Genomic DNA, 21,432 nt, shown 5'->3' on the forward strand with positions numbered 1-21,432 from the left:
ATTATTCCATGCCTGCCCCACCGCGGGGTGAAGGGTTAGAGAGAAATCTCACCGTCTTCTGCTCGCTTGCCGATGTCTCGGCGGACAAAACCACCCGCAAACTCGATGCCGTCGACGGTGGCGTAGGCGTCGGCACGTGCCTCGCCCAGCGTGGAGCCCTTGCCCAGCACGCTAAGCACACGGCCGCCCGCGGTGCGGTAGGCGCCATCGGTATGCACGGTGCCGGCATGGAGGACGCGCTGCGGATCGTCCAAGGCGGCGCCAGAGATGGCATCGCCCTTGCGCGGGGAGGCCGGGTAGCCTTCGGCCGCCATGACTACGATAACGGCGAAGCCATCCTCCCATTCCAGCGGCGCGAGCTCGGCCAGGGTGCCAGTCGCGGTGGCGTGGAGGGCCTCGGCCAATGGGGACTTGAGAAGGGAAAGCACGGCCTGGGTCTCTGGATCGCCGAAGCGGCAGTTGAACTCGACTACGGCCGGGCCCTCTTCGCCCCACGCCAAACCGGCATAAAGCAGGCCGGAATATGGGGTGCCGCGGCGCACCATCTCCTTGGCCACAGGGACGCAAACCTCGTCCACGATGCGCTGCACGCCCTCCTCCGGCAGCCACGGCAACGGGGTGTACGCACCCATGCCGCCGGTATTGGGGCCTTCGTCGTTGTCATAGGCGCGCTTGTGGTCTTGAGCTGGCAGCAGCGGGACGACGGTCTCGCCGTCGACCAGGCAGAAAAGCGAAATTTCAGGTCCATCGAGGAAAGACTCCAGCAGCACCGGATTGCCGGCGGCAAGGACGGTATCTACGTGAGCGCGGGCAGCGGCGCGGTCCGCGGTGACCACCACGCCTTTGCCGCCGGCAAGACCATCGTCTTTGACCACAAACTGTGGGCCGAAGCGGTCGAGCGCGGCCTCAATCTCTTCCTCGGCCGCACCTGGGCGTAGCTGTTCCGCGCGAGCGGTCTTGACTCCTGCCGCCTCCATAACGTCTTTGGCAAAGGCCTTGGATCCCTCGATCTGGGCTGCTTCCTTGCTGGGGCCGAAGACCGCGATGCCGGCGGCGCGCAGGGCATCTGCCACGCCAGCAACGAGCGGCACCTCGGGACCGATGACGACGAGATCTGCGGCGATATCCCGGGCCAGTTCTACCATGCGATCCACGTCATCTACCTGGGAGTATTCCGGGTGGACCGTGGCGAGAGTGGACATGGCCGCGCTGCCCGGCGCGGCGTGGATTTCGGTGCTCTGGGGGTCGGCGGACAGGCCCTTAACAAGGGCGTGTTCACGGCCGCCCGAACCAATTACGAGAATGCGCATGCCCACCATCATAACCAGCGGGTAGCCTGGCACACATGGCTTCTGTATTTAGCAAGATCATTAACGGTGAACTACCCGCTCGCTTTGTCTACCGCGATGAGACCTGCGTGGCTTTCCTCTCCATCGAGCCGCTGCGCTACGGCCACACCCTGGTCGTGCCCATCGAGGAAGTAGATAAGTGGACCGACCTGGATCCGCAGACCTGGGCCCACCTCAACGAGGTCGCCCTGGAAATCGGCGGTGCCATCAAGACCGCGTTCAATACCCCGCGCACTGGCTATATCATCGCCGGATTCGACGTCCCGCATACCCACATCCATCTCTTCCCTACCGAGAAGATGGAAGAGTATGACTTTGCCAAGGCCTTCGACGCCGATAACACCGACGATGCCGCGATGGATGAGGCGGCCGCCCGCATCCGCCAGCACCTGGGCTGCAACGAGGAAGGCTTTCGGGAGGAGGACTAGGACTCAGAGGGGGCGTCGGCAAGCGCGGGCAGGCGCACCGTAAAGGTGGTGCCGCGGCCGAGCTCGGAGTCGACGCTAATGCTGCCATCGTGCTGTTCCACTAGGGAGTGCACGATGGCCAAGCCCAAGCCGGAACCGCCGGTATCGCGGGTGCGCGAGGTATCCGCGCGGTAGAAGCGCTCGAAGATATGCGCCGCATCTTCTTTGGACATGCCTTTGCCATCATCGATGACATCGATCAGCACGTCATTGGCTTCACGGCGCAGGCGCAGCGTCACCGTGGCCCCCTCGCCGCCGTGGCGGATGCCATTGGTCACTAGGTTAAGCAGCACCTGGTGCAGGCGGCTGGCATCACCATTGACCACGGGGATGGACTTGGCATCATTGGCCACCGAAATCTCGCGGCCGGGGAAGGCCGCACGCGCGGACGAGCCTACGGACAGGGCCAGTTCCAATAGATCCACCGGACGCAGGTCGAGGCGTGTACCCTCGGCGCGGGTAAGCGCCAGCAAATCCTCCACCAGCAGGGACATGCGCTTCGATTCATCATCGATCTTAGAAAAGACCATGTCCACGTCCTTGGTGGCACCGGAGCGATAAAGCTCGGTATAGCCGCGCAGGCTAGTAAGCGGCGTGCGCAGCTCGTGCGAGGCATCACCTACGAAGCGGCGCATTTGTTCCTCTTTGTCCTGCGCACGCACGACGGAGCGCTGTAGCTGCCCCAGCATAATATTGAGCGCGGCGGCCAGCTGGCCCACCTCGGTATGCAGCGGCCACTTGGGAACGCGCTTGTCCAGGTCGCCCGCCGCGATTTCCGACGCCGTCTTTTCCACCACCCGCAGCGGCCGCAACGCCCTGCGGATAAACCAGAAACCCACGGCCGCAATGGCGGCCAAGGCGATGGCGGCGATGGTCACCTGCACCATCGCCAGGCCGTGCAGGATTTCCTTTTCATGGGTCATATCCTTAGCGATGACCGTGATGACGCCATTAGAATCCGCAAAAGCCAGCGCGCGCCACTTGGTATTGTTCTCGATGGACCCAACGGTGGTGGGATAGCCGCCAAGCGGGATATTCTCCGCATTCGGTGTGGTCGAAGACGGCCCCGAATAGCGGATGGTGCCATTGGGCAGGTAGTTCAGCACCACGTATTCGGTAGGCGGGCGCTTAGTGTGATCACCGATAAAGAAGTCATTGCTGATATCGCGTGCCCACGTAGTCGATGCGGAGCGCAGCTCATCATCGACGTTATTAAAGAGCACATTGCGCATAATGGAGTTCACCGCAAAGGACGAGCCTGTAATACCCAGCCCAGAGACTACGACAAGGAGGATGACCAACCACGTACGCAGCGGCATTGCCTGCGGAATCTGGGAAAACATCCGCCGCTTGGAGGACTTGTCCTCCCCCTCGTCTTGCCCTAGGCCTTCATGCCACATGGATTGCGGGCGCGCTGCCGCTGGCGCAGGCGCCTGGCCCTGGGTCTCCTGTGAATCTTCCATTACCACAGCACTTTAGGAGCGCGGGGTGCGCAGTACATAACCCACGCCGCGCACGGTGTGGATCAACTGGGTATCGCCCGTATCAATCTTGCGGCGCAGGTAGGAGATATAGGACTCGACCACGTTGCCATCGCCGCCGAAATCGTAGTGCCACACGTTATCCAAAATCTTGGACTTAGACAGCACCACTTCTTTGTTCTGCATGAGGTAGCGCAGCAGATTGAACTCGGTGGGGGAAAGCTCGATGAGCTCACCGGCCTTGGTGACCTCATGGGTGTCATCATTAAGCGTCAAATCTGCGTAGCTCATGGTGGCGTCGTTGGTGGATTCTTCCGCCGCACCACCGCGGCGCATGATGACGCGCAGGCGGGTGATGACCTCTTCCAAGCTAAATGGCTTGGTCACATAATCATCCGCACCGATGGTCAGGCCGTGGATGCGCTGGTCCACCCCATCCTTTGCCGTGAGGTACAGCACCGGGCCGTCCAGCCCCTCCTGACGCAGCTTTCCTAGCAGCTCGAAGCCGTCCATGCCCGGCATCATCACGTCCAGGATGTAGGCATCAGGGTTTACCTCACGGGCTACGCGCAGCGCCTCGTGGCCGGAATTGGCGCTGAAGACCTCGAAGTTCTGGAACTTCAACGATACGGTGAGCAGCTCCACAATATTGGGCTCGTCATCGACGACAAGAACCTTGGCGAGTTTTTTGTCTTCCATGTTCTCCTCAGACTCCCTTAAAGGTTGCGAATTTCTATCACGCAATCATGACACGCTTGCTTCCCAGCCTACTGAAGAGTTTCTGGCTGAATCCTGTGAACATAGATGCTCGCCCTGGTCGCCGCAAAAGAAAACCACGCCCCTCCCCTAGTGAGGAAGAGCGTGGTAACTAACGCGGCGCGCTATTTAGAAGTCCTGCGGGCGTGGGATGTTGCGCAGGTTGGACTTTGCCATGGTGATCATCTGGCCCACACCACCGTCCAGAACGGTGCGGGTTGCGGCCTTGGAGAAGCCCATGAGCTGCTCGATGGTCAGCGTTGGTGGCAGGGACAGGGCGTTGGGGTCAGTAACGACGTCGATAAGAGCCGGGCCGTTGTAGGCTAACGCCTTCTTGATCTGCTCCGGAGCTTCCTTCGGATCCTCGATGCGGAAGTGCTTGATACCGGAAGCCTCTGCAATCTTGGCAAAGTTGACAGACTCGTGGTCGGTCTCGTGCTCCGGTAGACCCTGCACCAGCATCTCCAGCTTGACCATGCCCAGGGAAGAGTTATTGAATACGAACATCTTGATAGGCAGGTTGTGGAGCTTTACGGTCAGCAGCTCACCCATCAGCATGGATAGCCCGCCATCACCGGAGAAGGTGATGACCTGGCGACCAGGGTTAGCGGCCTGTGCACCCAGCGCCTGTGGCAGGGCGTTGGCCATGGTGCCGTGGCGGAAGGAGCCAATCTGCTCGCGCTTGCCGTTGGCAGTGATGTAGCGAGCGCCCCACACGTTGCACATGCCGGTATCGACGGTGAAGATGGCATCTTCATCCGCGTTCCTATCGATGAGGTCTGCAACGTACTCTGGGTGGATCGGGGTGTGCTTTTCCACGTTGGAGGTGTAGGCCTCCACGACGTGCTCCAGCTTGCCGTAGTGCTTCTTGAGCATCTTGTCCAAGAAGGAGCGGTCCTTCTTCTCATCCACGTGCGGCAGGATGTTCTCGATGGTAGCGGCTACATCGCCGGTAACCGGATAAGAAATCTTGGTGCGGCGGCCGATGTGGGAGCCGTTGATGTCCACCTGTGCCACATTGGCATCCGGCAGGAAGTCGTTGTACGGGAAGTCGGTGCCCAACAGGATGAGCAGGTCAGCCTCGTGGGTGGCCTCGTGTGCTGCGCCGTAGCCCAGCAGGCCGTTCATGCCCACATCGAATGGGTTCTCGTACTGGATGTACATCTTGCCACCCAGGGCGTGGCCGATAGGAGCCTTAATCTTCTCCGCCAGCTTCAGCACCTGTTCGCGGGCATCCTTGACGCCAGCGCCAACGAAGAGGGTGACAGTCTTAGCCTCGTTGATGGCCTGGGTCAGGGCCGCAGCCTCGGCTGGGTCTGGGAAGACAACCGGGCGACCGGTAGAGATCTTGGACTCCACAAAGGAGTCATCGTCGGCGTCCTGCATGGAGACGTCGCCCGGGATGACCAGCACGGAAACACCGTTGCCCGCCATGGTGGACTGAATGGCGTGGTGCAGGACAACACCGCCCTGCTCAGCGGAATTGACCATCTCGCAATAACCAGAGCACTCCTGGAAGATTGCCTCTGGGTGGGTCTCCTGGAAGAACTTGGAGCCGATCTGGCGGGATGGAATATGGGAAGCCAGTGCCAGAACCTTGGCGCCGTTGCGGTGGGCGTCATACAGGCCCTGGATGAGGTGAGTGTTGCCCGGACCGCAGGATGCAGCACATACTGCCAGCTTGCCGGTGGTCAGGGAATCTGCCTCAGCGGCGAAGGCTGCAGCCTCCTCATTGCGGACGTGAATCCACTCGATGGAGGAGCGACGAACTGCATCCACAATCGGATTCAGAGAGTCACCGACCAGGCCATAAATGCGCTCGACCCCCTGCTTTTCTAGGGTGTCAACTAGCTGTTCTGCATAGTTACGTGCCATTAATTATCATCCTTAACTCTTAATTGGTGCTAATACCACTGTGCTACTTACACCGCAGGAAAGTCCACTATTCTCCTATACACTCACACAGTGTCCCCAGCTGTGAGGAAGGTAATACTAACCTATCTTTGACTGTAAACTATAACGACCGTTCGGTACTGTTTACTCTGCTATGAGTATCCACCCGCCCCGCGCACGAAGCCTTACCGCTCCGGCCTCCACGGCCGCGCAGCGGTGGTCTTTCTGCGCCGTCATCTCTCTGGGGTTACTCATGGTTGGGCTGGATAATTCCATCCTCTACACCGCATTGCCGCAGCTATCGCAGCAATTGCATACCACCGATACCCAGCAACTATGGATTATCAACGCCTACGCGTTGGTACTCTCCGGTCTCCTTCTCGGTACCGGCACGCTAGGTGATCGCACCGGCCACCGGCGAATGTTCCTCATCGGTCTGGCCATTTTTGGCGGCGCTTCCTTACTCGCCGCCTATTCCCCCAGCGCCTGGACGCTGGTCCTAAGCCGGGCCTTCCTTGGCTGCGGCGCCGCCATCATGATGCCATCGAGCCTTGCGCTTATCCGCCTTACCTTTCCCGATGAGGTGGAGCGCAACACGGCCATTGGCATTTGGGGTTCCGTCGCCGTCATCGGCGCGGCGGCCGGCCCCACCGTGGGCGGCTTCTTTTTGGAGCACTTCTGGTGGGGCTCAGTATTCCTACTCAATGTCCCGGTCGTGGCCCTTGCCCTCGCGTTGACCTTGCTCCTAGCTCCGCCAAACGCCCCAAATCCCCTTAAACACTGGGACTTTCCTTCGTCCCTGTATTCCCTTATCACTCTTACCAGCCTGGTATTGGCCATAAAATCCCTGCCACACGCGTGGCCGGTGAGCGTCGCTGCGGCTGCCGTCTTCGTCTGCGGCGCGCTCGCCTTTGCCCACCGCCAGACCCGCTTGTCAGATCCCCTTCTGACCTTCGACATCTTTGGCTCCCGCGTCTTCAGCGGCGGGGCCTTAGCGGCCGGCGGCGCCATGTTCGGTATGTCCGGCCTGGAGCTACTCAGCACCCAAAAGCTGCAGCTTGTCGACGCCCTCTCACCCCTCCACGCCGGCCTTATCATCTCCGCCATGGCGCTATCTGCCATCCCTACCTCCATCCTGGGCGGCGCCACATTGCATCGCCTGGGATTCCTCCCGCTCATAAGCGGCGGATTCCTCCTTATGGCCACCGGCATGACCCTGCTGCTCGCAACCCGAGGCGAGACGCTTGCCCTACTCGTTGTCGCCCTCGTCCTCACCGGCCTAGGCGCGGGCCTTGCCATGTCCGTATCCTCAACCGCCATCATCAATGCCGCGCCCCTCCACCGCACCGGCATGGCCGCTGGCGTAGAGGCGGTCTCTTATGAATTTGGCACCCTGATTTCCATTGCCCTGACCGGAACCCTCGTGCCTTTACTCATGGCCCGCGAACTCCCACCTCACCTCGCAGAACTAGGAACCGACGCGCTGCATCACCCCGCTTCCCACGCGACCGCCGCCAGCGCCTACAATGCCGGGTATCTTTCCACCATCGGTGGCCTGGCTTGCTTCGCCTTACTCCTAGCCGCGATAACCGCCTGGTGCTTCCGCGATAACCCCAAATCAGGAGATCCCCATGCCGCGAATCAACAAAAAGACCGCAGCCCTTGAAGCCGCGCTCGATATCATCGCCGCCGAGGATGTCTCCGGCCTTACCTATGACTCCCTTGCGCAGGCGACCGGCATGTCCAAGTCCGGTCTCATCTACCACTTTCCTACCCGCCACAACCTGCTGGTAGATTGTCACCGTTTTTGCGCTGAGCGCTGGGAAGAAGAGCTCGAGCAACTAGCCGGCGGCCACCCTGCCAGCGAGCTCAGCTTGGCCGAGCGCTCCCGCGCCTTGGTGCTCTCCATGGGCAAAAAGGATCCGCTCGTCAAGCTGCTGATGTGTGTGCACTCCCAGACTCACCCAGATTTTTCTGCCCAATGGGCAGATGTGGATGCACGGTGGATGGTGGATCCCTCCGCCGCCGAGACCGACGAGGATGACCTGCTCGTCATGTTGCTTAGTACGGGGCTGTGGGTGCACGATCACCTCAACCAGCGCAAGCTCTCCCCCGCTAACCGCCAACGCATGGTTGACCGGCTTTTTGGGCTTATTGATGCCCCACAAAACACCACGAAGGCTAGGCCCACGCTGGACCCAGCCTCCTTTTGAGCTGGAGACGAGACTTGAACTCGCAACCTACGCATTACAAGTGCGTTGCGCTACCAATTGCGCCACTCCAGCACCGCGGGAGATATCCCGCTCGTTGCATAGTACCCGAGCACCAACGCTAAAGGGAAAGCCGGTCCCCCATCTATGCATTGACAGGGTACAGGGGCTAAAGTTCAGGCAGAATCTATCCCACTTTCTCAGCGCTTTTTCGAGGGTTATTTCCGTGTCATTTTTGTCCGCTATGCGGGAGCGCCTGCGCGCTTCCTCGGGCCAAGTAGCCATCATCGACGCGGCTAAAGCCGCACCGCCGCCATCGCCACTCGCCCCGATCGATCTCCATGATGCCGCTCAAGTCACCGGCGTCATGGAGATCGCCGCCCGCATTGGTGAAATCCTCATCGGCGCCGGTACGGCTAACTCGGATGCCCGCGCCCAGGTACACCTGGCGGCATCTTCCTATGGCTTGCACTACTGCCACGTGGATATCTTGATGAATACCATCACCATCCACACCACCATCGGCACCGGCGAGCAGCGCCAAAACCTGCACGTCTTCCGTGTGGTGCCGAGCATTGGCGTGGATTTTTCCAAGCTCTCGGCCGTCGATAAGCTCATTCGCTCTATCCACTCCGGCCAGATGCCACCGGCCATGGCGGAGCAGCGCCTCGACGAGATTGACCGCATGCCCGCCCCTTATAAGCCGGCCACGGTCATGCTCGGCTGGGGCGCGATGGGTGGCCTGATTTCCATGATGCTCGGCGGCGATCTGCTCGTCGGCGTGGTGGCCTTTGTGGTTTCCGCCTTCATCATGGGTCTGAACGCTTGGTTGGCCAACTATCGCTTGCCGCCCTTCTATCAGAATGTGGTCGGTGGCTTCTTCGCTGTCTTCCCTGCCGCCATTTTGTACAACGTGGCGGCCTCGTTCGGCATTAATTTCTCGCCGGCACAGATCATCGCCTCCGGCATCATCGTGCTGGTAGCGGGTCTAACCTTGGTGCAATCGCTGGTCGACGGCATCACGCGCGCCCCCGTAACCTCCTCCGCCCGCTTCTTTGAGGCGCTGCTATCTACCGGCGCCATCATCGCTGGCGTGGGCGTGGGCATCCAGCTGGCTGATTCGCTGGGCTTTAACCTGCCGCCGCTGGCCACGCTGGCCCCGCCGGTCTACCACGAGATTCCGCTGCTGGTGGTGCTCGGTGGCACCGGCTCCGCCGCCTTTGCGCTAGCCTGCGGGGCTGCCTGGATCGAGATCACCATGTCGGGGCTTACCGCCGCGGCCGGCATGATCTTCTATTACTTCGTGGTGGTGCCGTTTGGCATCGGCCCGGTGATTGCCTCGGGCCTGTCCGCTGTGGTCGTCGGCCTGGCCGGCGGCTTGATGTCGCGCCGTTGGGGCATCCCGCCGCTTATCACCATGATCGTGGGCTATACGCCGATGCTCCCCGGCCTCATGCTCTACCGCGGCATGTACGCCTCGCTCAATGAGCAGATGATTACCGGCTTTACCAACATGGCAATGGCCCTGGCCATCTCCGGCGCCCTGGCCGCCGGCGTAGTACTGGGCGAGCGCGTGGCCCGCCGCCTGCGCCGCCCGCAGTACTTCCGCCCCTACTCCGCTTTCAAGCGCATCGGCCGCTTCTCCTTCCACAAGGCCACGCACTTGGCCCGCAAGGCCCCGCGAATCCCGCGTGTGCCGATGTCCCCATTTGCCCCGCGCGTCAATCGCCCGGAGTTACCACCCAAGCTCGGGCCGAAGCCGCCGCAGCAGCACCCGCGCCACGAGGCCCAAAACCACGGGCCGCATACCCGCTCCGCCGCGGACCTGTGGCCGGAGGATTCTCAGTGGCCGGCGCAGCCGCAGCAGCACGAGAAGACCACCTATACCGTGCCGGGCACCGAAACGTTTCGTGCCCAAAAACCGGAGCAGCCGGGCACCGAATCCGGACCCGAGCGGTCTTAAACGCCGCCGGTAGCGTACAATATTTGCTCTGATAGCTTTTCTTGCAAGCGCTTAAGTAGTTTTCACAACGTTCAGGAGGACACGTCGTGCCACCCAAGGTCCAAGACACCCACCCACAGGCTGACCAGAATCACGCCCTTGAGGAGGAGACCTCCCGCGCAGCCCGCCGCATCGTGGCCACCTACGCCCAAGACTTCCTCGACGGCGTGACCCTGATGTCCATGCTGGGCGTGGAGCCCAAGGGCTTGGTACACAAGAAGGTTCTGGCGGAGCAGGCCGATGCCGCCCCGAAGAAGTCGACCAAGAAATCCAGCAAGAAGTCCACGAAGAAGTCGACCAAAAAGTCCACCAAGAAATCGACAAAGAAGTCGACCAAGAAGGCCACGAAGAAAGCGACGAAGAAGGCCTCTAAGAAGGCAACAAAGAAGTCTGCTAAGAAGTCTTAAGTTATTCTTGCACCATGAGTGAGCATGGCAATGACTTCGTGGTGGTGGCCAACCGCCTGCCGGTTGATCTAGAAACCCGGCCCGATGGCAGCCATACGTGGACACCCTCGCCAGGCGGACTGGTCACCGCCTTGTCCCCGGTCCTGGAGTCCCATCAGGGCTGCTGGGTAGGGTGGCCCGGCGTGACTGACACCGCACCTGAGCCCTTCCGCACCGATGCCGGCGTGCTGCTGCATCCGGTCAAGCTCACCGAGTCCGATTTCGAGGGCTTTTATGAGGGCTTTTCCAATGCCACCCTGTGGCCGCTCTACCACGATCTCATCGTCACCCCTACCTACGACCGCGATTGGTGGCACGCCTATCGCGAGGTCAACCTGCGCTTTGCAGATGAGGTAGCCGAGGTCGCCGCCGAGGGTGCCACCGTGTGGGTCCAGGACTACCAGCTACAACTTTTGCCCGGCATCCTGCGCCAAAAGCGCCCCGATCTCACCATCGGGTTCTTCTTGCACATCCCCTTCCCTTCTGCCGATCTCTTCCGTCAGCTGCCCTGGCGAGAGGAACTCGTGCGCGGGCTGCTCGGCGCGGATCTCATTGGCTTCCACTTGGAGGCCAATGCCCGCAACTTCCTGGAACTCGCCCGCCGCCACGGCCTCGACGTGGAAGGCGAGGCCAGTACCCGCGAGGTCACCGCACATATTCACCTACCGCAGGGACGCACCATCGGCGTGGGGGCTTTTCCCATCTCTATCGCCGCGAAGGACTTTGCCAGGTTCACTGCGGAGGATGAGCGGGACGTCGCCAAGCTGCGCGAAGAGCTGGGCTCGCCCCAGCGCATTATCCTGGGAGTGGATCGCCTCGATTACACCAAGGGCATCCTGCAGCGGCTGACTGCTTTTGAGGAGCTGCTGGAGTCCGGAGCACTCGACCCGGAAGAAGTAGCAATGGTGCAGCTGGCCACGCCGTCGCGCGAGCGACTTGATCATTACAAGGCCACCCGCTCCAAAGTCGAAGAAGCCGTAGGCCGCATCAACGGGCGCTTTGCCCGCGTGGGCCACCCAGTGGTGCACTATCAGCACCGGGGCGTAGCCAAGAGCCTCCTGCGCTGCTACTACCGCATGGCCGATGTCATGCTGGTCACCCCCTTCAAGGATGGCATGAATCTGGTGGCCAAGGAATACGTGGCCTGCCACGACGATGGTTCGGGCGCGCTAGTGCTCTCTGAGTTTGCCGGCGCTGCCGATGAGCTCAGCCAGGCCTACCTGTGCAATCCCTTCGATATCGAGTCCGTCAAGGCCGCCTTGCTCAATGCGCTCACCGCACTTGACGATGCCCCCTCTGCCATGTCCCAGCGCATGCTTACCATGCACCAGCAGGTCACTGAGCACGACGTACAGCTATGGTCCCAGTCCTTCCTGAGCTGCCTGCGCCATGCCGACGCCGAGGAGGCTGGCGCATGATGCCTCGCTGTAACCGCCTCATTACTCCGCTCGCCGCTGCGTGCGCCGCCACGCTGCTCGTTGCCTGCGGCTCCGGCGAAGAAGAGCCCCAGGCCCCTGGTGATGAGCAGATCCTGGATAAGCAGTGGCAGGTAGTCTCCATCAACACCACCCCGGATGCTGCCTCTACCATCCCGGAATCCATCCCGCAGGCACCCACGTTGAGCTTTGGTGAATCTACGCTGGTAGGCACCACCGGCTGCACCCAAATGGTGGGAAAGGTGACCTATTCCGCCGATGAGGAGCGCCAAAATATCCAGGATGGCAACCGCCTGCACTTTGATGAGGTGGATTATGACGAGACCGCCCAGGATTGCCATGGCGCGTCCGTGTGGGCCGATAACCTGCTGCGCAACTTGATATCCGCTGGCCGCGATTTCCACTACACCGTCAATAGCAATAACCAGCTGGTCTTAGAGCTGGTTACAGACGAGGTAGACTCGCCGTCTATCAAATTGGTTTCCCTCGGCAATTAAATACGTAGGCTGGAAGCCATGACGCTTTCCACCACCATCAAGGCCCTTGCCGCCGCCGAGCACCTCGCGGTGGTCTCGGATTTTGACGGCACGCTCTCCCCCTTTGCCACGGCCATCTACGACGTCGAGATGAACCAAGACTCCCTGCGCGCCTTGGATAAACTTGCTCACCTGCCGCATACCACCGCGGCCGTGCTGTCCGGCCGGCACCTCGCTGGCCTGCAGCGCGTGTGTCCACTGCGCGAGCCCGTGCTATTCGGCGGATCCCATGGCGCCGAATCCTCTTGGGAAGAAACGGATCTAACTCCCGCGATGCGCGAGCATCTGACCGCCAAGGAAACCGAGATCCGCGCAATTATGGAGCGCTTCCCAGGCGCGGATATCGAGGTCAAGCCGTTCCAGCGCGTACTGCACCTGCGGGCGCTCGAGGAATCCGATCCTGAGGCGGCCGCCCAGGCTTATGAAGCCGGTCTCGCACTCGATCCGGGCGGCTTCCCACGCACGGCCGGTAAGTCCGTCGTGGAGTTTTCTGCCACTCAGGCCACCAAGGGCACGTGGTTAGACGAGCTACGCGAGCGTACCGGCGCCACTGCCATGGTCTTTTTGGGCGATGATGTCACCGACGAGGACGGTTTCCGCGCCCTCCATCAGCCGCCGGACGTCGGTGTCAAGGTAGGCGAGGGCGATACGGCGGCCGTAGTGCAGCTTGCCGACGTCGACGCCGTCGCCCACTTCCTCACTGAGCTTGCCACCGCCCGCGCGGCCCATATAGGTCACTCCCGCGGCGACGACGCCTAGCCGGTAAACCCCGGCCTGCCCCGACTTAACGCGGTGGTGCCACGGTCCGCCCCGCCGCGAAATTCGTCCGCAGTACCCGCCGCGACACCGCCGGCACGGCCGCCGCCGCATTATCCGCGGCGGCGATGAGGTTAGAGAGCATGTGGCCGGCGGCGGCGCCTTTGGCCTTATTGGGCTGGATGATGGTCGTCAAGCCAAGGCGCTGCGCCGCATCGATGCCGTCGAAGCCGGTGACGGAAAGCTCACTGGGAATATCGATGCCCCGTTCGCGCGCATAGGTCATCACGCCCAGCGCCATGGAGTCGGTGGTGCACAGGACTGCGGTGAGGTCAGGGTGGGCGTCGAGAAGCAACTGCGCGGCCGCCCGCGTGGTTTGCGCATCATTGATGTGCTGGGTGACCACGGGCACGGTTTCCGGCGCGATCCCCGCCTGCGCAAAGACGTCCATAGCGCCCATGACGCGGGCGTGCTGCACGTGCATATCGGCCTCTTGCAACTCCTCCCATGAAATGGGGCCATCGTGGCGCTCGCGTTTGAGGCGAATGGCCAGCACGCCAATCTTGCGGTGGCCGGCCTCCACCAGCGCGCGGGCGGCCGGAGCAATCGCGGCTCGGTCATCGATCCCTACAAAAGGCAGGCCCGAATCCGTCGGTTGATCGCAGACCACCACCGGCAGGCCGCGCCCGCGCGCCGCCTCCAGGTAGGCATCCCCAGCCGCCACGGAATAAACCACAAAGCCATCCACGGCAGCCGAGCCGACCAGGCTGGTCGCTTCCGCTTCCCCCTCCGGGCCGGCCGGGATGAGGGTAAGCATGCTTTGCGCGCCGGCCGAGGCCTCCGCCATGCCGGCCAAGAAATCCACCGAGGCCATGTCTTCGAAGGCATAGGACAGGTGCTCAGTCAGCAGCACGCCCACCGCGCCCGCACGGCGGGTGCGCAGGCTACGAGCCGTGGGGTCCGGCCCGGGGTACCCTCGCGCTTTCGCCGCTGCCAGAATGCGCTCGCGCGTCGCGGCCGAGAGCTGGTCCGGCCGGCTATAGGCATTGGACACCGTCGTGCGCGAAACACCCAGTTCGGCGGCCAGCGAGGCCAGCGTCTTGCGGGTGGGGCTGCGTTTCACCATGGCCGTAAGCTTACCCCCCGGCCGCGTTTTCAATACATATTCAATTGACAACAATTACCATCAACAGCACACTGGGAGCTATGCATAACTCACTTCGCGCAACCGCCACCCTCCTCGCGGCCGGCGGCCTCCTCCTCACCGCCACCGCTTGCTCCTCCTCTGACTCTCAAGACTCGGCCGCCGAGCCCGGCGCTCAGAAGAAAATCTCTATCGTCGCTTCCACTTCTATCTGGGCCGATGTTGCCCAAGCCGTGGCCGATACCGCCTCCGGCGTGGACATTGAGGTCAAACCCATCGTGGAGGGCAATGGCGTCGATCCCCACCACTTCGAGCCTTCCGCGGCCGATATCGCCAAGGCCGAAGACGCGGACCTGCTCGTAGTCAACGGCGGCGGCTACGATTCTTGGATTTACCAGGCCGTCTCCGAGCAAGACAACATCATCTCCGCCCTGCCGCTGACCGACCACGGCAAGCTGGCCGATGACCCCAATGTCATGACCATCGACGCCGCCAAGGCCACCGCCAAGAAGGACCCAAAGAAGGTCACCAATATCGAAGGCAACGAGCACATCTGGTACGACCCGGCTGCGCTCGACGAGGTCGCCGGTAATATCGCGGACCAGATCAACGAGCTCAATACCGATGCGCACGCCAGCACCGAGCGCGTGGACTCCCACGTCAACCGGCTGCGCGACAAGCTCAAGGAGCTACCGGGCGATCTCTCCTACGCCCAGACCGAGCCGATTGCGGACTACATCATGAAGTACACCTCCGGCAAGGACGTCACCCCAGAGGGCTACCGCAAGGCCACCATTTCTGAGGGCGAGCCCACCGCGGCCGACCTTGCCGCCTTCACCAAGGCCATCAAGGACCACAAGGTGGACCTTCTCATCTTTAACCCGCAGACCGAAACCGATACCGCCGGCCGTATCAAGTCCGCCGCGGAGGATGCGGATGTCAATATCGTCGAAATCGGCGAGACCCCGCCGGATGGCAAGGAGTTCTGGACCTACTATGACGAGGTCACCGACTCCCTGGGGAAGCTCTAGTGCTCATCCAATTTCATGACGCAGCGGTTGCCCCGCTGTGGTCCAGCCTTAACCTCGCCGTTGACCGCGGCGAGTTTATCGCCGTTTTGGGCCCCAATGGCGTGGGCAAATCCACCCTGCTCGGCACTATCTTGGGCACCCGCAAACTCACGGCCGGCAGCGTCGACGTGGACTGCCGCGTCGGATTCATCCCGCAGCAGCGCATGTTCCCGGCCGACCTGCCCCTGCGCGCCCGCGACTTAGTATCGCTCTCCCTTGCGCACGGCGCTTTCCGACGCCGCCGCCCTCCCCGCCACCGCGTCGACGAGCTCCTCGCCGAGGTAGGTGCCACCGGCCTGCGCGACCGCCGCGTAGGACAGCTATCCGGCGGCCAGCAGCAACTTATCCGCCAGGCCCAAGCGCTGGCCAATGACCCAGAGCTCATCCTTGCCGATGAGCCGCTGCTCTCGCTCGATCCGGCGCGCCAGCAAGACACCGTGGAGAAGCTAGATGCGCTACGCCGCGAGCGCGGCACCTCCATCATCTTTGTCACCCATGGCATCAATCCGGTACTCGGAGTGACCGATAAGGTGCTCTACCTTGCTCCCGGCGGCCATACCTTCGGCGCGGTAGATGAGGTCATGCGCTCCGATGTCCTTTCCGAGCTCTACGGTTCCAAAGTCAACGTCTTAAACGTCGATGGGAGGCTTATCGTTGTCTAGCTTCATAGAAGACACCCAGTACCTGCTGAGCGTTGATTTTGTACAGTCCTCGCTCATCGCCTCCGCGCTGCTGGGCATTCTTTCTGGCGTGATGACCTCGCTCATCGTGCTGCGCCAGATGTCCTTTTCCGTCCACGCGACTTCCGAGCTCGCGCTCATGGGTGCCTCCGCCGCACTACTTTTCGGTCTCAACTTAGGCTTTGGCGCGGTCGCCGGGGCCATCGTGGCCGCCATCATCCTCGCCGTACTGGGCTTTAAGGGCCAGCAAGACAGCGCCATCGGCGTGGTCATGAGCTTTGGCCTAGGACTGTCGGTGCTATTTCTGCACCTCTATCCGGGCAACGCGAATACCGCGATGACGCTGCTGACCGGCCAGATCGTCGGCGTGTCCTCGGCCTCGGTATGGCTTTTGGCCGCAACCACCGTAGTCATCCTCGCCGCCGTAGCCATCCTGTGGCGCCCCATGCTCTTCGCTTCGGCCGACCCAGTTATGGCCCAGGCGGCCGGCGTGCCGACCCGTTTTATTTCGGTCGCCTTCGCCGTACTCGTCGGGCTCGCGGCCGCTCAGTCGGTACAAATCGTCGGCTCGCTGCTTGTCATGGCGTTGCTTATCACCCCCGGCGCAGCGGCCGTGCAGGTTACTTCCTCGCCCCTGCGCGCGGTCATGTGGGCCACCATTTTCGCCGAGGTGTCGGCCGTAGGCGGCTTCATCTTATCGCTCGCGCCTGGTCTTCCGGTCTCGGTCTTCGTCACCACCATTTCCTTTGTCATCTATCTGGTGTGCCGGCTCATCGGCTGGCGGCGCAATAAAAGCGCAGTGCGCGACGAGGTCGCCGCTAAACGCTTCCACGCCGACTGCCACACCACGGCCGAGGAGCACCACGCCGACTAAACTGGGCGGCTATGCACGTACACCGCCGCACCGCGGATGTGGATGGCCGCACCCGCCGCTTCCTCATCATCACGCCGGATAATCCCGGCCCGCACCCGGACCTGCTGCTCTTCTTCCACGGCTCGTTGCAATCCGGCAACGTGATGCGCCGCTTTACCAATGGCACCTTCGACGAGCTTGCCGATGCCACCAACACCATCCTCGTCTACCCCGACGGCGTGGATCGCCATTTCAATGATTGCCGCAGCATCCTACCGGTCACCGCCCGCACGGAGAACGTTGATGACATCGCCTTCGCCACGTATCTCGTTGAAGCTATGCAGTGCGAGTTCGGCACCGCGCGCACCTTTGCTTGCGGCTATTCCAATGGCGGTCAGATGGTGCTCCGCCTGCTTTTCGACGCTCCCTTTACCCTCACCCGCGCCTGCATCTTCGCCTCCACCTTGGGCGAGGGCGATAACCACGCGCCCAGCAACCCGGATGGCTACCGGCCCACGCCGCTGCTGTTTTTCCACGGCACCGCGGACCCATATGCGCCTTATGAAGGCGGTGTGGCCGGGCTGGACGCCGAGCGCACCCGCGGCCGCGTGCTCTCCGCTCCTGCCACCGCGGAGTACTTTGCGTTGGCCAATGGCTGCCAGCCACCGCGCGACTACCACCCCGCCCCGGATGTCACCGCCACCGAATACGCCGGCGATTTTCCCGTCGAACTATGGACCATGGAGGGCCTTGGCCACGTGATTCCCTCTAGCATGAGAACCGACCCGCGCATAGGCCCCAATACAGATTCCTTCCGCGCTGTGGATAAGGTCCGCGACTTTTTCGGACTCGGCACCGCGCAGTCCTAGTTATCCACAGCGGCGCGCCTTATCCCTCGCCTCTGGTCGCGTCCCGCACCTAATGTGTGGAGCCATGAACGCGCTGCACACTTTCTTGACAGGCCTAGCCGCCGGCATGGACATCATCGCCGACTGCCACGGCCTTTCCAAGCGCGCGCTTATCGACGCCGGCTGTCCCGATACCACCGCCACCCGCCTGCTCGCCCTCGCCGATACCTACTTCGGCCCAACCGCGTTTAGCCGCCTCCAGCGCGAATCCATCGCCGCCGCTCGCACCAATGGGCACAGCCTTACCGCGCTGCTGGCCATCGAGCGCTACGCCACTCGGCTGAGAAATAAGCGTCAGGCCTGGGCGCTGCGTCGGGAGTTGTGTGGGATGAAGGAGGATGCCTCGGACGTCGAAAAGCGGGGGCATAAACGCGTGCGCGAGATTAAAGGCCCGCCGCAGCGCACACCCGGTGTCAAGCTCTACCGCCGCGCCGAGGGCCCCTGGACTATGACGATTACCGGCAAATCCGCCGATATTGCGGATATGCATGCCGCACTGGATAAAGATGCCCCGCTAGATTCGGTGCGCAAGATTTTCCAGGGCAAGACCGCCGCCTCCGGTGCGTCCGTGACCACCAATGTGGTGCTGCGCTTGGACGAGCTCGACCGCGTCGTCGACTGCGCGGGCGATGACGTGACACTGCAGCTCACCAATGGCGCCCGGATGACCGGCGCAGACCTCGTGCGCCGCGCATTTACCGAGCATGGCTATGTCACCCTCATCCATCCCGTTAAAGGCCCGGTGAATCTGTATCGCACGGAGCGGCTCGCCTCACCCAAGCAGCGCACCATGGCGGCCGCGGAAAATCCCACTTGTCCTTGGCCCCAGTGCAATTATCCCGCCGACGAATGCCAAGTCCACCACCTCACCGCCTGGCGCCACGGCGGCGAGACAAACCCCGAAAACCTCACCATCGCCTGCCCGTACCACAACGGCGTCAACGACGATGACCCCAACGCCCCGCCAGTTCGCGGCCGCTTGGCCCGGGTGAATGGCACCATTAGGTGGCTGCCGCCCTGGGCAGAAGGCGGCTAGAAACTCTCGCTAGAGACTACTGGGCCGCGCGGCGCTGGCGTGCGAATTCGGAAAGCACAGAACCGGCCGCGACGGAAGCATTGAGGGACTCGACCCAATCCGTCATAGGGATGGACATGATGACGTCGCAGTTTTCCCGCACGAGGCGAGAAATCCCCTTGCCCTCGGAACCGATGACGATGACCACGGGGTCCGTCGCGCCGTTATATGTATCCAGCGTGTGCTCGCCGCCGGCATCTAGGCCGACGACCTGGTAGCCGCTCTTTTGGAATTGCTGTACGGTGCGGGTGATATTCGTCGCGCGGGCGACCGGCAGGCGCGCCGCCGTGCCGGCCGAGGTACGCCACGCCACGGCAGTCACGGATGCGGAGCGGCGCTCTGGGATGATGACGCCGTCGCCACCAAAAGCTGCCACAGAGCGAATCACCGCGCCGAGGTTGCGCGGGTCGGTGATGTTATCCAAGATGACGAACATGCCCGGACGGGCACTTTCGGCCGCACGGGAGATGAGCTCGTCGACATCGGCGTATTTATACGGCGGGATCTGCAGCCCGATGCCCTGGTGCATGCCGTTGCCGGTCATGCGGTCCATCTCGTGGCGCTGCACCTCGATGATGGGGATATTGCGGGTATTGCACATGGCCACGGCCTCAGACAGGCGCTTATCGTTGCGGGTACCGGCCACGATATAGAGCGTGGTGGCCGGAACCTTGGCATGCAGACACTCGATGACCGGGTTGCGGCCCACGACCATCTCGGCGGTCTCCTTCTGGTGACGGCCGGAGTTGCGGCGGTCGCGCTCCAGCTTGGCCTTGTGCTTGGCGTGGTAAATGCGGTCCTCTGCCTTGGGTGTCGGGCCCTTGCCGGCCAAGCCCTTGCGGCGCTGGCCGCCGGAGCCCTTGGTTGCGCCCTTCTTATTGGTCTTGCGGATTCCCGCGCCACCGCGGCCGTGGGTACGTGCCATAGTTTATTGTCCTTTCGGAGTGCTTAACGCTGCGCCAGCGACCAGGTCGGGCCGTCTGGGGTATCGGTGATGGTGATGCCGGCGGCCGCGAGGCGGTCACGGACGGCGTCGGCAGTAGCGAAGTCCTTGTCCGCACGCGCCTGGGTGCGCCGCTCCAGTTCAGCCTGCACCAGCGCATCCAACGCGGCATCCGCCCCGCTAGCTTGCGCTCCATCTTCCCACTCCAGCGGGTCAAAGCCAAGTACGTGTGCCATCGCCCGTACCTGGCCGGCCAGCGTGCGCGCCCCGGCCTCATCGCCGGCGGCAAGGGCCTTATTGCCGGCGCGAACGGTGGTGTGGATTTCCGCCAGAGCCTTGGGCACCGCGATGTCATCATTCATCGCGTCTTCAAAGCCCTGTGTCCACTCGCCTAGCTCCAGGTCATCGAAGTGAGCGAGGAAGTCCTCGATGCGGCGGTAGCCTGCGGCGGCCTCGGTCAGCGCAGCTTCGGAATACTCCAGCACGGAGCGGTAGTGCGCCGAGCCCAGGTAGTAGCGCAGCTCCACCGGACGCACCAGCTCGAGCATATTCGGAATAGAGAGCACGTTGCCCAGCGATTTCGACATCTTCTCGCCCGACATCGTCACCCAGTGGTTGTGCATCCAGTAGTTGGCAAACTTATCGCCGGCCGCGTGCGACTGAGCAATCTCGTTCTCGTGGTGCGGGAACTGCAGGTCCAGCCCGCCGCAGTGGATATCGAAGTTAGAGCCCAGGTAATAGGTAGACATGGCCGAGCACTCCAGGTGCCAGCCGGGTCGGCCGTCACCCCAGGGGGTGGGCCAGCTGGGCTCGCCCGGTTTCGCGGCCTTCCACAGAGCAAAGTCTTGGGCGCCGCGCTTGGCCGAATCTTCGCCCTCACCCTGTTCCATTTCTTCTACCTTGTTGCCGGACAGCGAACCATAATCCGAGCCTTCGGCCTTGGTCCATGCGGCAACGTCAAAGTAGACGGAGCCTTCGGCGGGGTAGGCAAAGCCGGCGTCGATAAGCCGCTGCATATAGTCGACCATCTGGGTGACAAAGCCGGTCGCGCGCGGCTCTACCGAAGGCGGAAGCACGCCCAGGGTGTTATAGGCCTTGGTGAACTCGCGCTCATACGTGGATACCCACTCCCACCAGGGGCGATTATTCTCGGCCGCCTTGGTGAGAATTTTGTCATCGATATCGGTGACGTTGCGCACCAAGGCTACGTCATAGCCTTGGGCGAGCAGCCAGCGGCGCAGGATGTCGAAAGCGACGCCGGAGCGCAGGTGCCCGATGTGCGGCTGGGCCTGCGGGGTGGCGCCGCACAGGTAAATCGAGGCATGGCCGGGGCGAATCGGCTCGAAATCGCGTTGGCTGCGGGTGGCTGTGTCATAAATGCGCAAAGTACTCACGCCACTTAGTCTAATTGACGCGTGCGCGGGGTT

Annotated in this window: 20 protein-coding genes and 1 tRNA gene; 13 read left to right on the forward strand and 8 right to left on the reverse strand. The window is 62.3% G+C overall.

Annotated features, from left to right (window positions below; genetic code table 11):
• Nucleotides 1–35: 35 nt before the first annotated feature.
• Complete coding sequence (purD, locus tag ACLI1M_RS10050; protein ID WP_248100167.1) at nucleotides 36–1,310, reverse strand: phosphoribosylamine--glycine ligase; 1,275 nt, start codon at nucleotides 1,308–1,310, stop codon at nucleotides 36–38.
• Between the two features lie 35 nt (nucleotides 1,311–1,345).
• Between purD and ACLI1M_RS10055 the strand changes: the two genes are divergently transcribed.
• On the forward strand, nucleotides 1,346–1,777 hold the full coding sequence (locus tag ACLI1M_RS10055) for an HIT family protein (protein ID WP_023019885.1): 432 nt from the start codon (nucleotides 1,346–1,348) through the stop codon (nucleotides 1,775–1,777).
• On the opposite strand, the gene ACLI1M_RS10060 is transcribed toward ACLI1M_RS10055, so the two are convergent.
• The 3 genes from ACLI1M_RS10060 to ACLI1M_RS10070 form a co-directional block, all read right to left on the reverse strand.
• Nucleotides 1,774–3,279 carry a sensor histidine kinase gene (locus ACLI1M_RS10060; protein WP_023019886.1) on the reverse strand — a complete coding sequence of 502 codons (1,506 nt, stop codon included), beginning with the start codon at nucleotides 3,277–3,279 and terminating at the stop codon, nucleotides 1,774–1,776. The two genes, ACLI1M_RS10055 and ACLI1M_RS10060, sit on opposite strands and share 4 nt — an antisense overlap.
• Before the next feature lie 12 nt (nucleotides 3,280–3,291).
• Nucleotides 3,292–3,996 carry a response regulator transcription factor gene (locus ACLI1M_RS10065; RefSeq protein ID WP_023019887.1) on the reverse strand — a complete coding sequence of 235 codons (705 nt, stop codon included), beginning with the start codon at nucleotides 3,994–3,996 and terminating at the stop codon, nucleotides 3,292–3,294.
• A gap of 186 nt (nucleotides 3,997–4,182) precedes the next feature.
• A complete protein-coding gene (locus ACLI1M_RS10070; RefSeq protein WP_248100165.1) occupies nucleotides 4,183–5,928 on the reverse strand; it encodes a pyruvate dehydrogenase in 1,746 nt (581 codons plus the stop codon).
• A 172-nt stretch (nucleotides 5,929–6,100) separates the two neighbouring features.
• On the opposite strand from ACLI1M_RS10070, the gene ACLI1M_RS10075 reads away from it, so the two are divergent.
• Together ACLI1M_RS10075 and ACLI1M_RS10080 are read left to right on the forward strand one after the other, a co-directional pair.
• A complete protein-coding gene (locus ACLI1M_RS10075; RefSeq protein ID WP_248100163.1) occupies nucleotides 6,101–7,612 on the forward strand; it encodes an MFS transporter in 1,512 nt (503 codons plus the stop codon).
• Nucleotides 7,578–8,159 carry a TetR/AcrR family transcriptional regulator gene (locus ACLI1M_RS10080; protein WP_248100160.1) on the forward strand — a complete coding sequence of 194 codons (582 nt, stop codon included), beginning with the start codon at nucleotides 7,578–7,580 and terminating at the stop codon, nucleotides 8,157–8,159. The genes ACLI1M_RS10075 and ACLI1M_RS10080 overlap by 35 nt, the downstream gene beginning before the upstream one ends.
• On the opposite strand, the gene ACLI1M_RS10085 is transcribed toward ACLI1M_RS10080, so the two are convergent.
• Nucleotides 8,159–8,231 (reverse strand) — tRNA-Thr (locus ACLI1M_RS10085). The two genes, ACLI1M_RS10080 and ACLI1M_RS10085, sit on opposite strands and share 1 nt — an antisense overlap.
• A gap of 151 nt (nucleotides 8,232–8,382) precedes the next feature.
• On the opposite strand from ACLI1M_RS10085, the gene thrE reads away from it, so the two are divergent.
• From thrE to otsB, 5 genes are all read left to right on the forward strand, one after another.
• Nucleotides 8,383–10,119, forward strand: coding sequence for a threonine/serine exporter ThrE (gene thrE / locus ACLI1M_RS10090; protein ID WP_248100140.1), 1,737 nt, complete (start codon nucleotides 8,383–8,385; stop codon nucleotides 10,117–10,119).
• A gap of 86 nt (nucleotides 10,120–10,205) precedes the next feature.
• The gene (locus ACLI1M_RS10095; protein WP_023019892.1) at nucleotides 10,206–10,565 is read left to right on the forward strand and encodes a hypothetical protein; all 360 of its coding nucleotides are present in this window, start codon (nucleotides 10,206–10,208) and stop codon (nucleotides 10,563–10,565) included.
• A 14-nt stretch (nucleotides 10,566–10,579) separates the two neighbouring features.
• Entirely contained in the window at nucleotides 10,580–12,022 is a 1,443-nt protein-coding gene (locus tag ACLI1M_RS10100; protein WP_248100138.1) for a trehalose-6-phosphate synthase, read from the forward strand.
• Nucleotides 12,019–12,537 (forward strand): META domain-containing protein, encoded by a 519-nt coding sequence (locus ACLI1M_RS10105; protein WP_248100136.1) that lies wholly within the window; start codon nucleotides 12,019–12,021, stop codon nucleotides 12,535–12,537. The genes ACLI1M_RS10100 and ACLI1M_RS10105 overlap by 4 nt, the downstream gene beginning before the upstream one ends.
• Nucleotides 12,538–12,555: 18 nt before the next feature.
• Nucleotides 12,556–13,335: a trehalose-phosphatase gene (gene otsB, locus ACLI1M_RS10110; RefSeq protein ID WP_200288652.1), complete on the forward strand. Its 780-nt coding sequence runs from the start codon at nucleotides 12,556–12,558 to the stop codon at nucleotides 13,333–13,335.
• Nucleotides 13,336–13,360: 25 nt separating this feature from the next.
• Here otsB and ACLI1M_RS10115 read toward each other — a convergent pair whose 3' ends face one another.
• Entirely contained in the window at nucleotides 13,361–14,458 is a 1,098-nt protein-coding gene (locus ACLI1M_RS10115; RefSeq protein ID WP_200288651.1) for a LacI family DNA-binding transcriptional regulator, read from the reverse strand.
• Between the two features lie 80 nt (nucleotides 14,459–14,538).
• Here ACLI1M_RS10115 and ACLI1M_RS10120 point away from each other — a divergent pair, with 80 nt between their 5' ends.
• The 5 genes from ACLI1M_RS10120 (at nucleotide 14,539) to ACLI1M_RS10140 (ending at nucleotide 19,023) form a co-directional block, all read left to right on the forward strand.
• Nucleotides 14,539–15,507 (forward strand): metal ABC transporter solute-binding protein, Zn/Mn family, encoded by a 969-nt coding sequence (locus ACLI1M_RS10120; protein ID WP_023019897.1) that lies wholly within the window; start codon nucleotides 14,539–14,541, stop codon nucleotides 15,505–15,507.
• Nucleotides 15,507–16,208, forward strand: coding sequence for a metal ABC transporter ATP-binding protein (locus tag ACLI1M_RS10125; protein WP_023019898.1), 702 nt, complete (start codon nucleotides 15,507–15,509; stop codon nucleotides 16,206–16,208). Before ACLI1M_RS10120 ends, ACLI1M_RS10125 begins: the two co-directional genes overlap by 1 nt.
• Nucleotides 16,186–17,100 (forward strand): metal ABC transporter permease, encoded by a 915-nt coding sequence (locus ACLI1M_RS10130; RefSeq protein ID WP_411706553.1) that lies wholly within the window; start codon nucleotides 16,186–16,188, stop codon nucleotides 17,098–17,100. Before ACLI1M_RS10125 ends, ACLI1M_RS10130 begins: the two co-directional genes overlap by 23 nt.
• 11 nt (nucleotides 17,101–17,111) lie before the next feature.
• Nucleotides 17,112–17,948: an alpha/beta hydrolase family esterase gene (locus ACLI1M_RS10135; RefSeq protein WP_200288648.1), complete on the forward strand. Its 837-nt coding sequence runs from the start codon at nucleotides 17,112–17,114 to the stop codon at nucleotides 17,946–17,948.
• Between the two features lie 64 nt (nucleotides 17,949–18,012).
• The gene (locus ACLI1M_RS10140; RefSeq protein WP_411706554.1) at nucleotides 18,013–19,023 is read left to right on the forward strand and encodes an HNH endonuclease signature motif containing protein; all 1,011 of its coding nucleotides are present in this window, start codon (nucleotides 18,013–18,015) and stop codon (nucleotides 19,021–19,023) included.
• A 16-nt stretch (nucleotides 19,024–19,039) separates the two neighbouring features.
• On the opposite strand, the gene rlmB is transcribed toward ACLI1M_RS10140, so the two are convergent.
• The gene (rlmB, locus tag ACLI1M_RS10145) at nucleotides 19,040–19,987 is read right to left on the reverse strand and encodes a 23S rRNA (guanosine(2251)-2'-O)-methyltransferase RlmB (RefSeq protein WP_023019902.1); all 948 of its coding nucleotides are present in this window, start codon (nucleotides 19,985–19,987) and stop codon (nucleotides 19,040–19,042) included.
• 23 nt (nucleotides 19,988–20,010) lie between these two features.
• Nucleotides 20,011–21,399, reverse strand: a complete 1,389-nt coding sequence (gene cysS / locus ACLI1M_RS10150; RefSeq protein ID WP_023019903.1) for a cysteine--tRNA ligase — start codon at nucleotides 21,397–21,399, stop codon at nucleotides 20,011–20,013.
• Between the last annotated feature and the right edge of the window lie 33 nt (nucleotides 21,400–21,432).

It is taken from the genome of Corynebacterium sp. LaCa54 (assembly GCF_046717495.1).
Classification (GTDB): Bacteria; Actinomycetota; Actinomycetes; order Mycobacteriales; family Mycobacteriaceae; genus Corynebacterium; species Corynebacterium kefirresidentii.

Coding starts and splice junctions, on each gene's coding strand:
- purD (WP_248100167.1), bottom strand. CDS start 1,310: ATGCGCATTCTCGTAATTGGTTCGGGCGGCCGTGAACACGCCCTTGTT.
- ACLI1M_RS10055 (WP_023019885.1), top strand. CDS start 1,346: ATGGCTTCTGTATTTAGCAAGATCATTAACGGTGAACTACCCGCTCGC.
- ACLI1M_RS10060 (WP_023019886.1), bottom strand. CDS start 3,279: ATGGAAGATTCACAGGAGACCCAGGGCCAGGCGCCTGCGCCAGCGGCA.
- ACLI1M_RS10065 (WP_023019887.1), bottom strand. CDS start 3,996: ATGGAAGACAAAAAACTCGCCAAGGTTCTTGTCGTCGATGACGAGCCC.
- ACLI1M_RS10070 (WP_248100165.1), bottom strand. CDS start 5,928: ATGGCACGTAACTATGCAGAACAGCTAGTTGACACCCTAGAAAAGCAG.
- ACLI1M_RS10075 (WP_248100163.1), top strand. CDS start 6,101: ATGAGTATCCACCCGCCCCGCGCACGAAGCCTTACCGCTCCGGCCTCC.
- ACLI1M_RS10080 (WP_248100160.1), top strand. CDS start 7,578: ATGCCGCGAATCAACAAAAAGACCGCAGCCCTTGAAGCCGCGCTCGAT.
- ACLI1M_RS10100 (WP_248100138.1), top strand. CDS start 10,580: ATGAGTGAGCATGGCAATGACTTCGTGGTGGTGGCCAACCGCCTGCCG.
- ACLI1M_RS10105 (WP_248100136.1), top strand. CDS start 12,019: ATGATGCCTCGCTGTAACCGCCTCATTACTCCGCTCGCCGCTGCGTGC.
- otsB (WP_200288652.1), top strand. CDS start 12,556: ATGACGCTTTCCACCACCATCAAGGCCCTTGCCGCCGCCGAGCACCTC.
- ACLI1M_RS10115 (WP_200288651.1), bottom strand. CDS start 14,458: ATGGTGAAACGCAGCCCCACCCGCAAGACGCTGGCCTCGCTGGCCGCC.
- ACLI1M_RS10120 (WP_023019897.1), top strand. CDS start 14,539: ATGCATAACTCACTTCGCGCAACCGCCACCCTCCTCGCGGCCGGCGGC.
- ACLI1M_RS10130 (WP_411706553.1), top strand. CDS start 16,186: ATGGGAGGCTTATCGTTGTCTAGCTTCATAGAAGACACCCAGTACCTG.
- ACLI1M_RS10135 (WP_200288648.1), top strand. CDS start 17,112: ATGCACGTACACCGCCGCACCGCGGATGTGGATGGCCGCACCCGCCGC.
- ACLI1M_RS10140 (WP_411706554.1), top strand. CDS start 18,013: ATGAACGCGCTGCACACTTTCTTGACAGGCCTAGCCGCCGGCATGGAC.
- rlmB (WP_023019902.1), bottom strand. CDS start 19,987: ATGGCACGTACCCACGGCCGCGGTGGCGCGGGAATCCGCAAGACCAAT.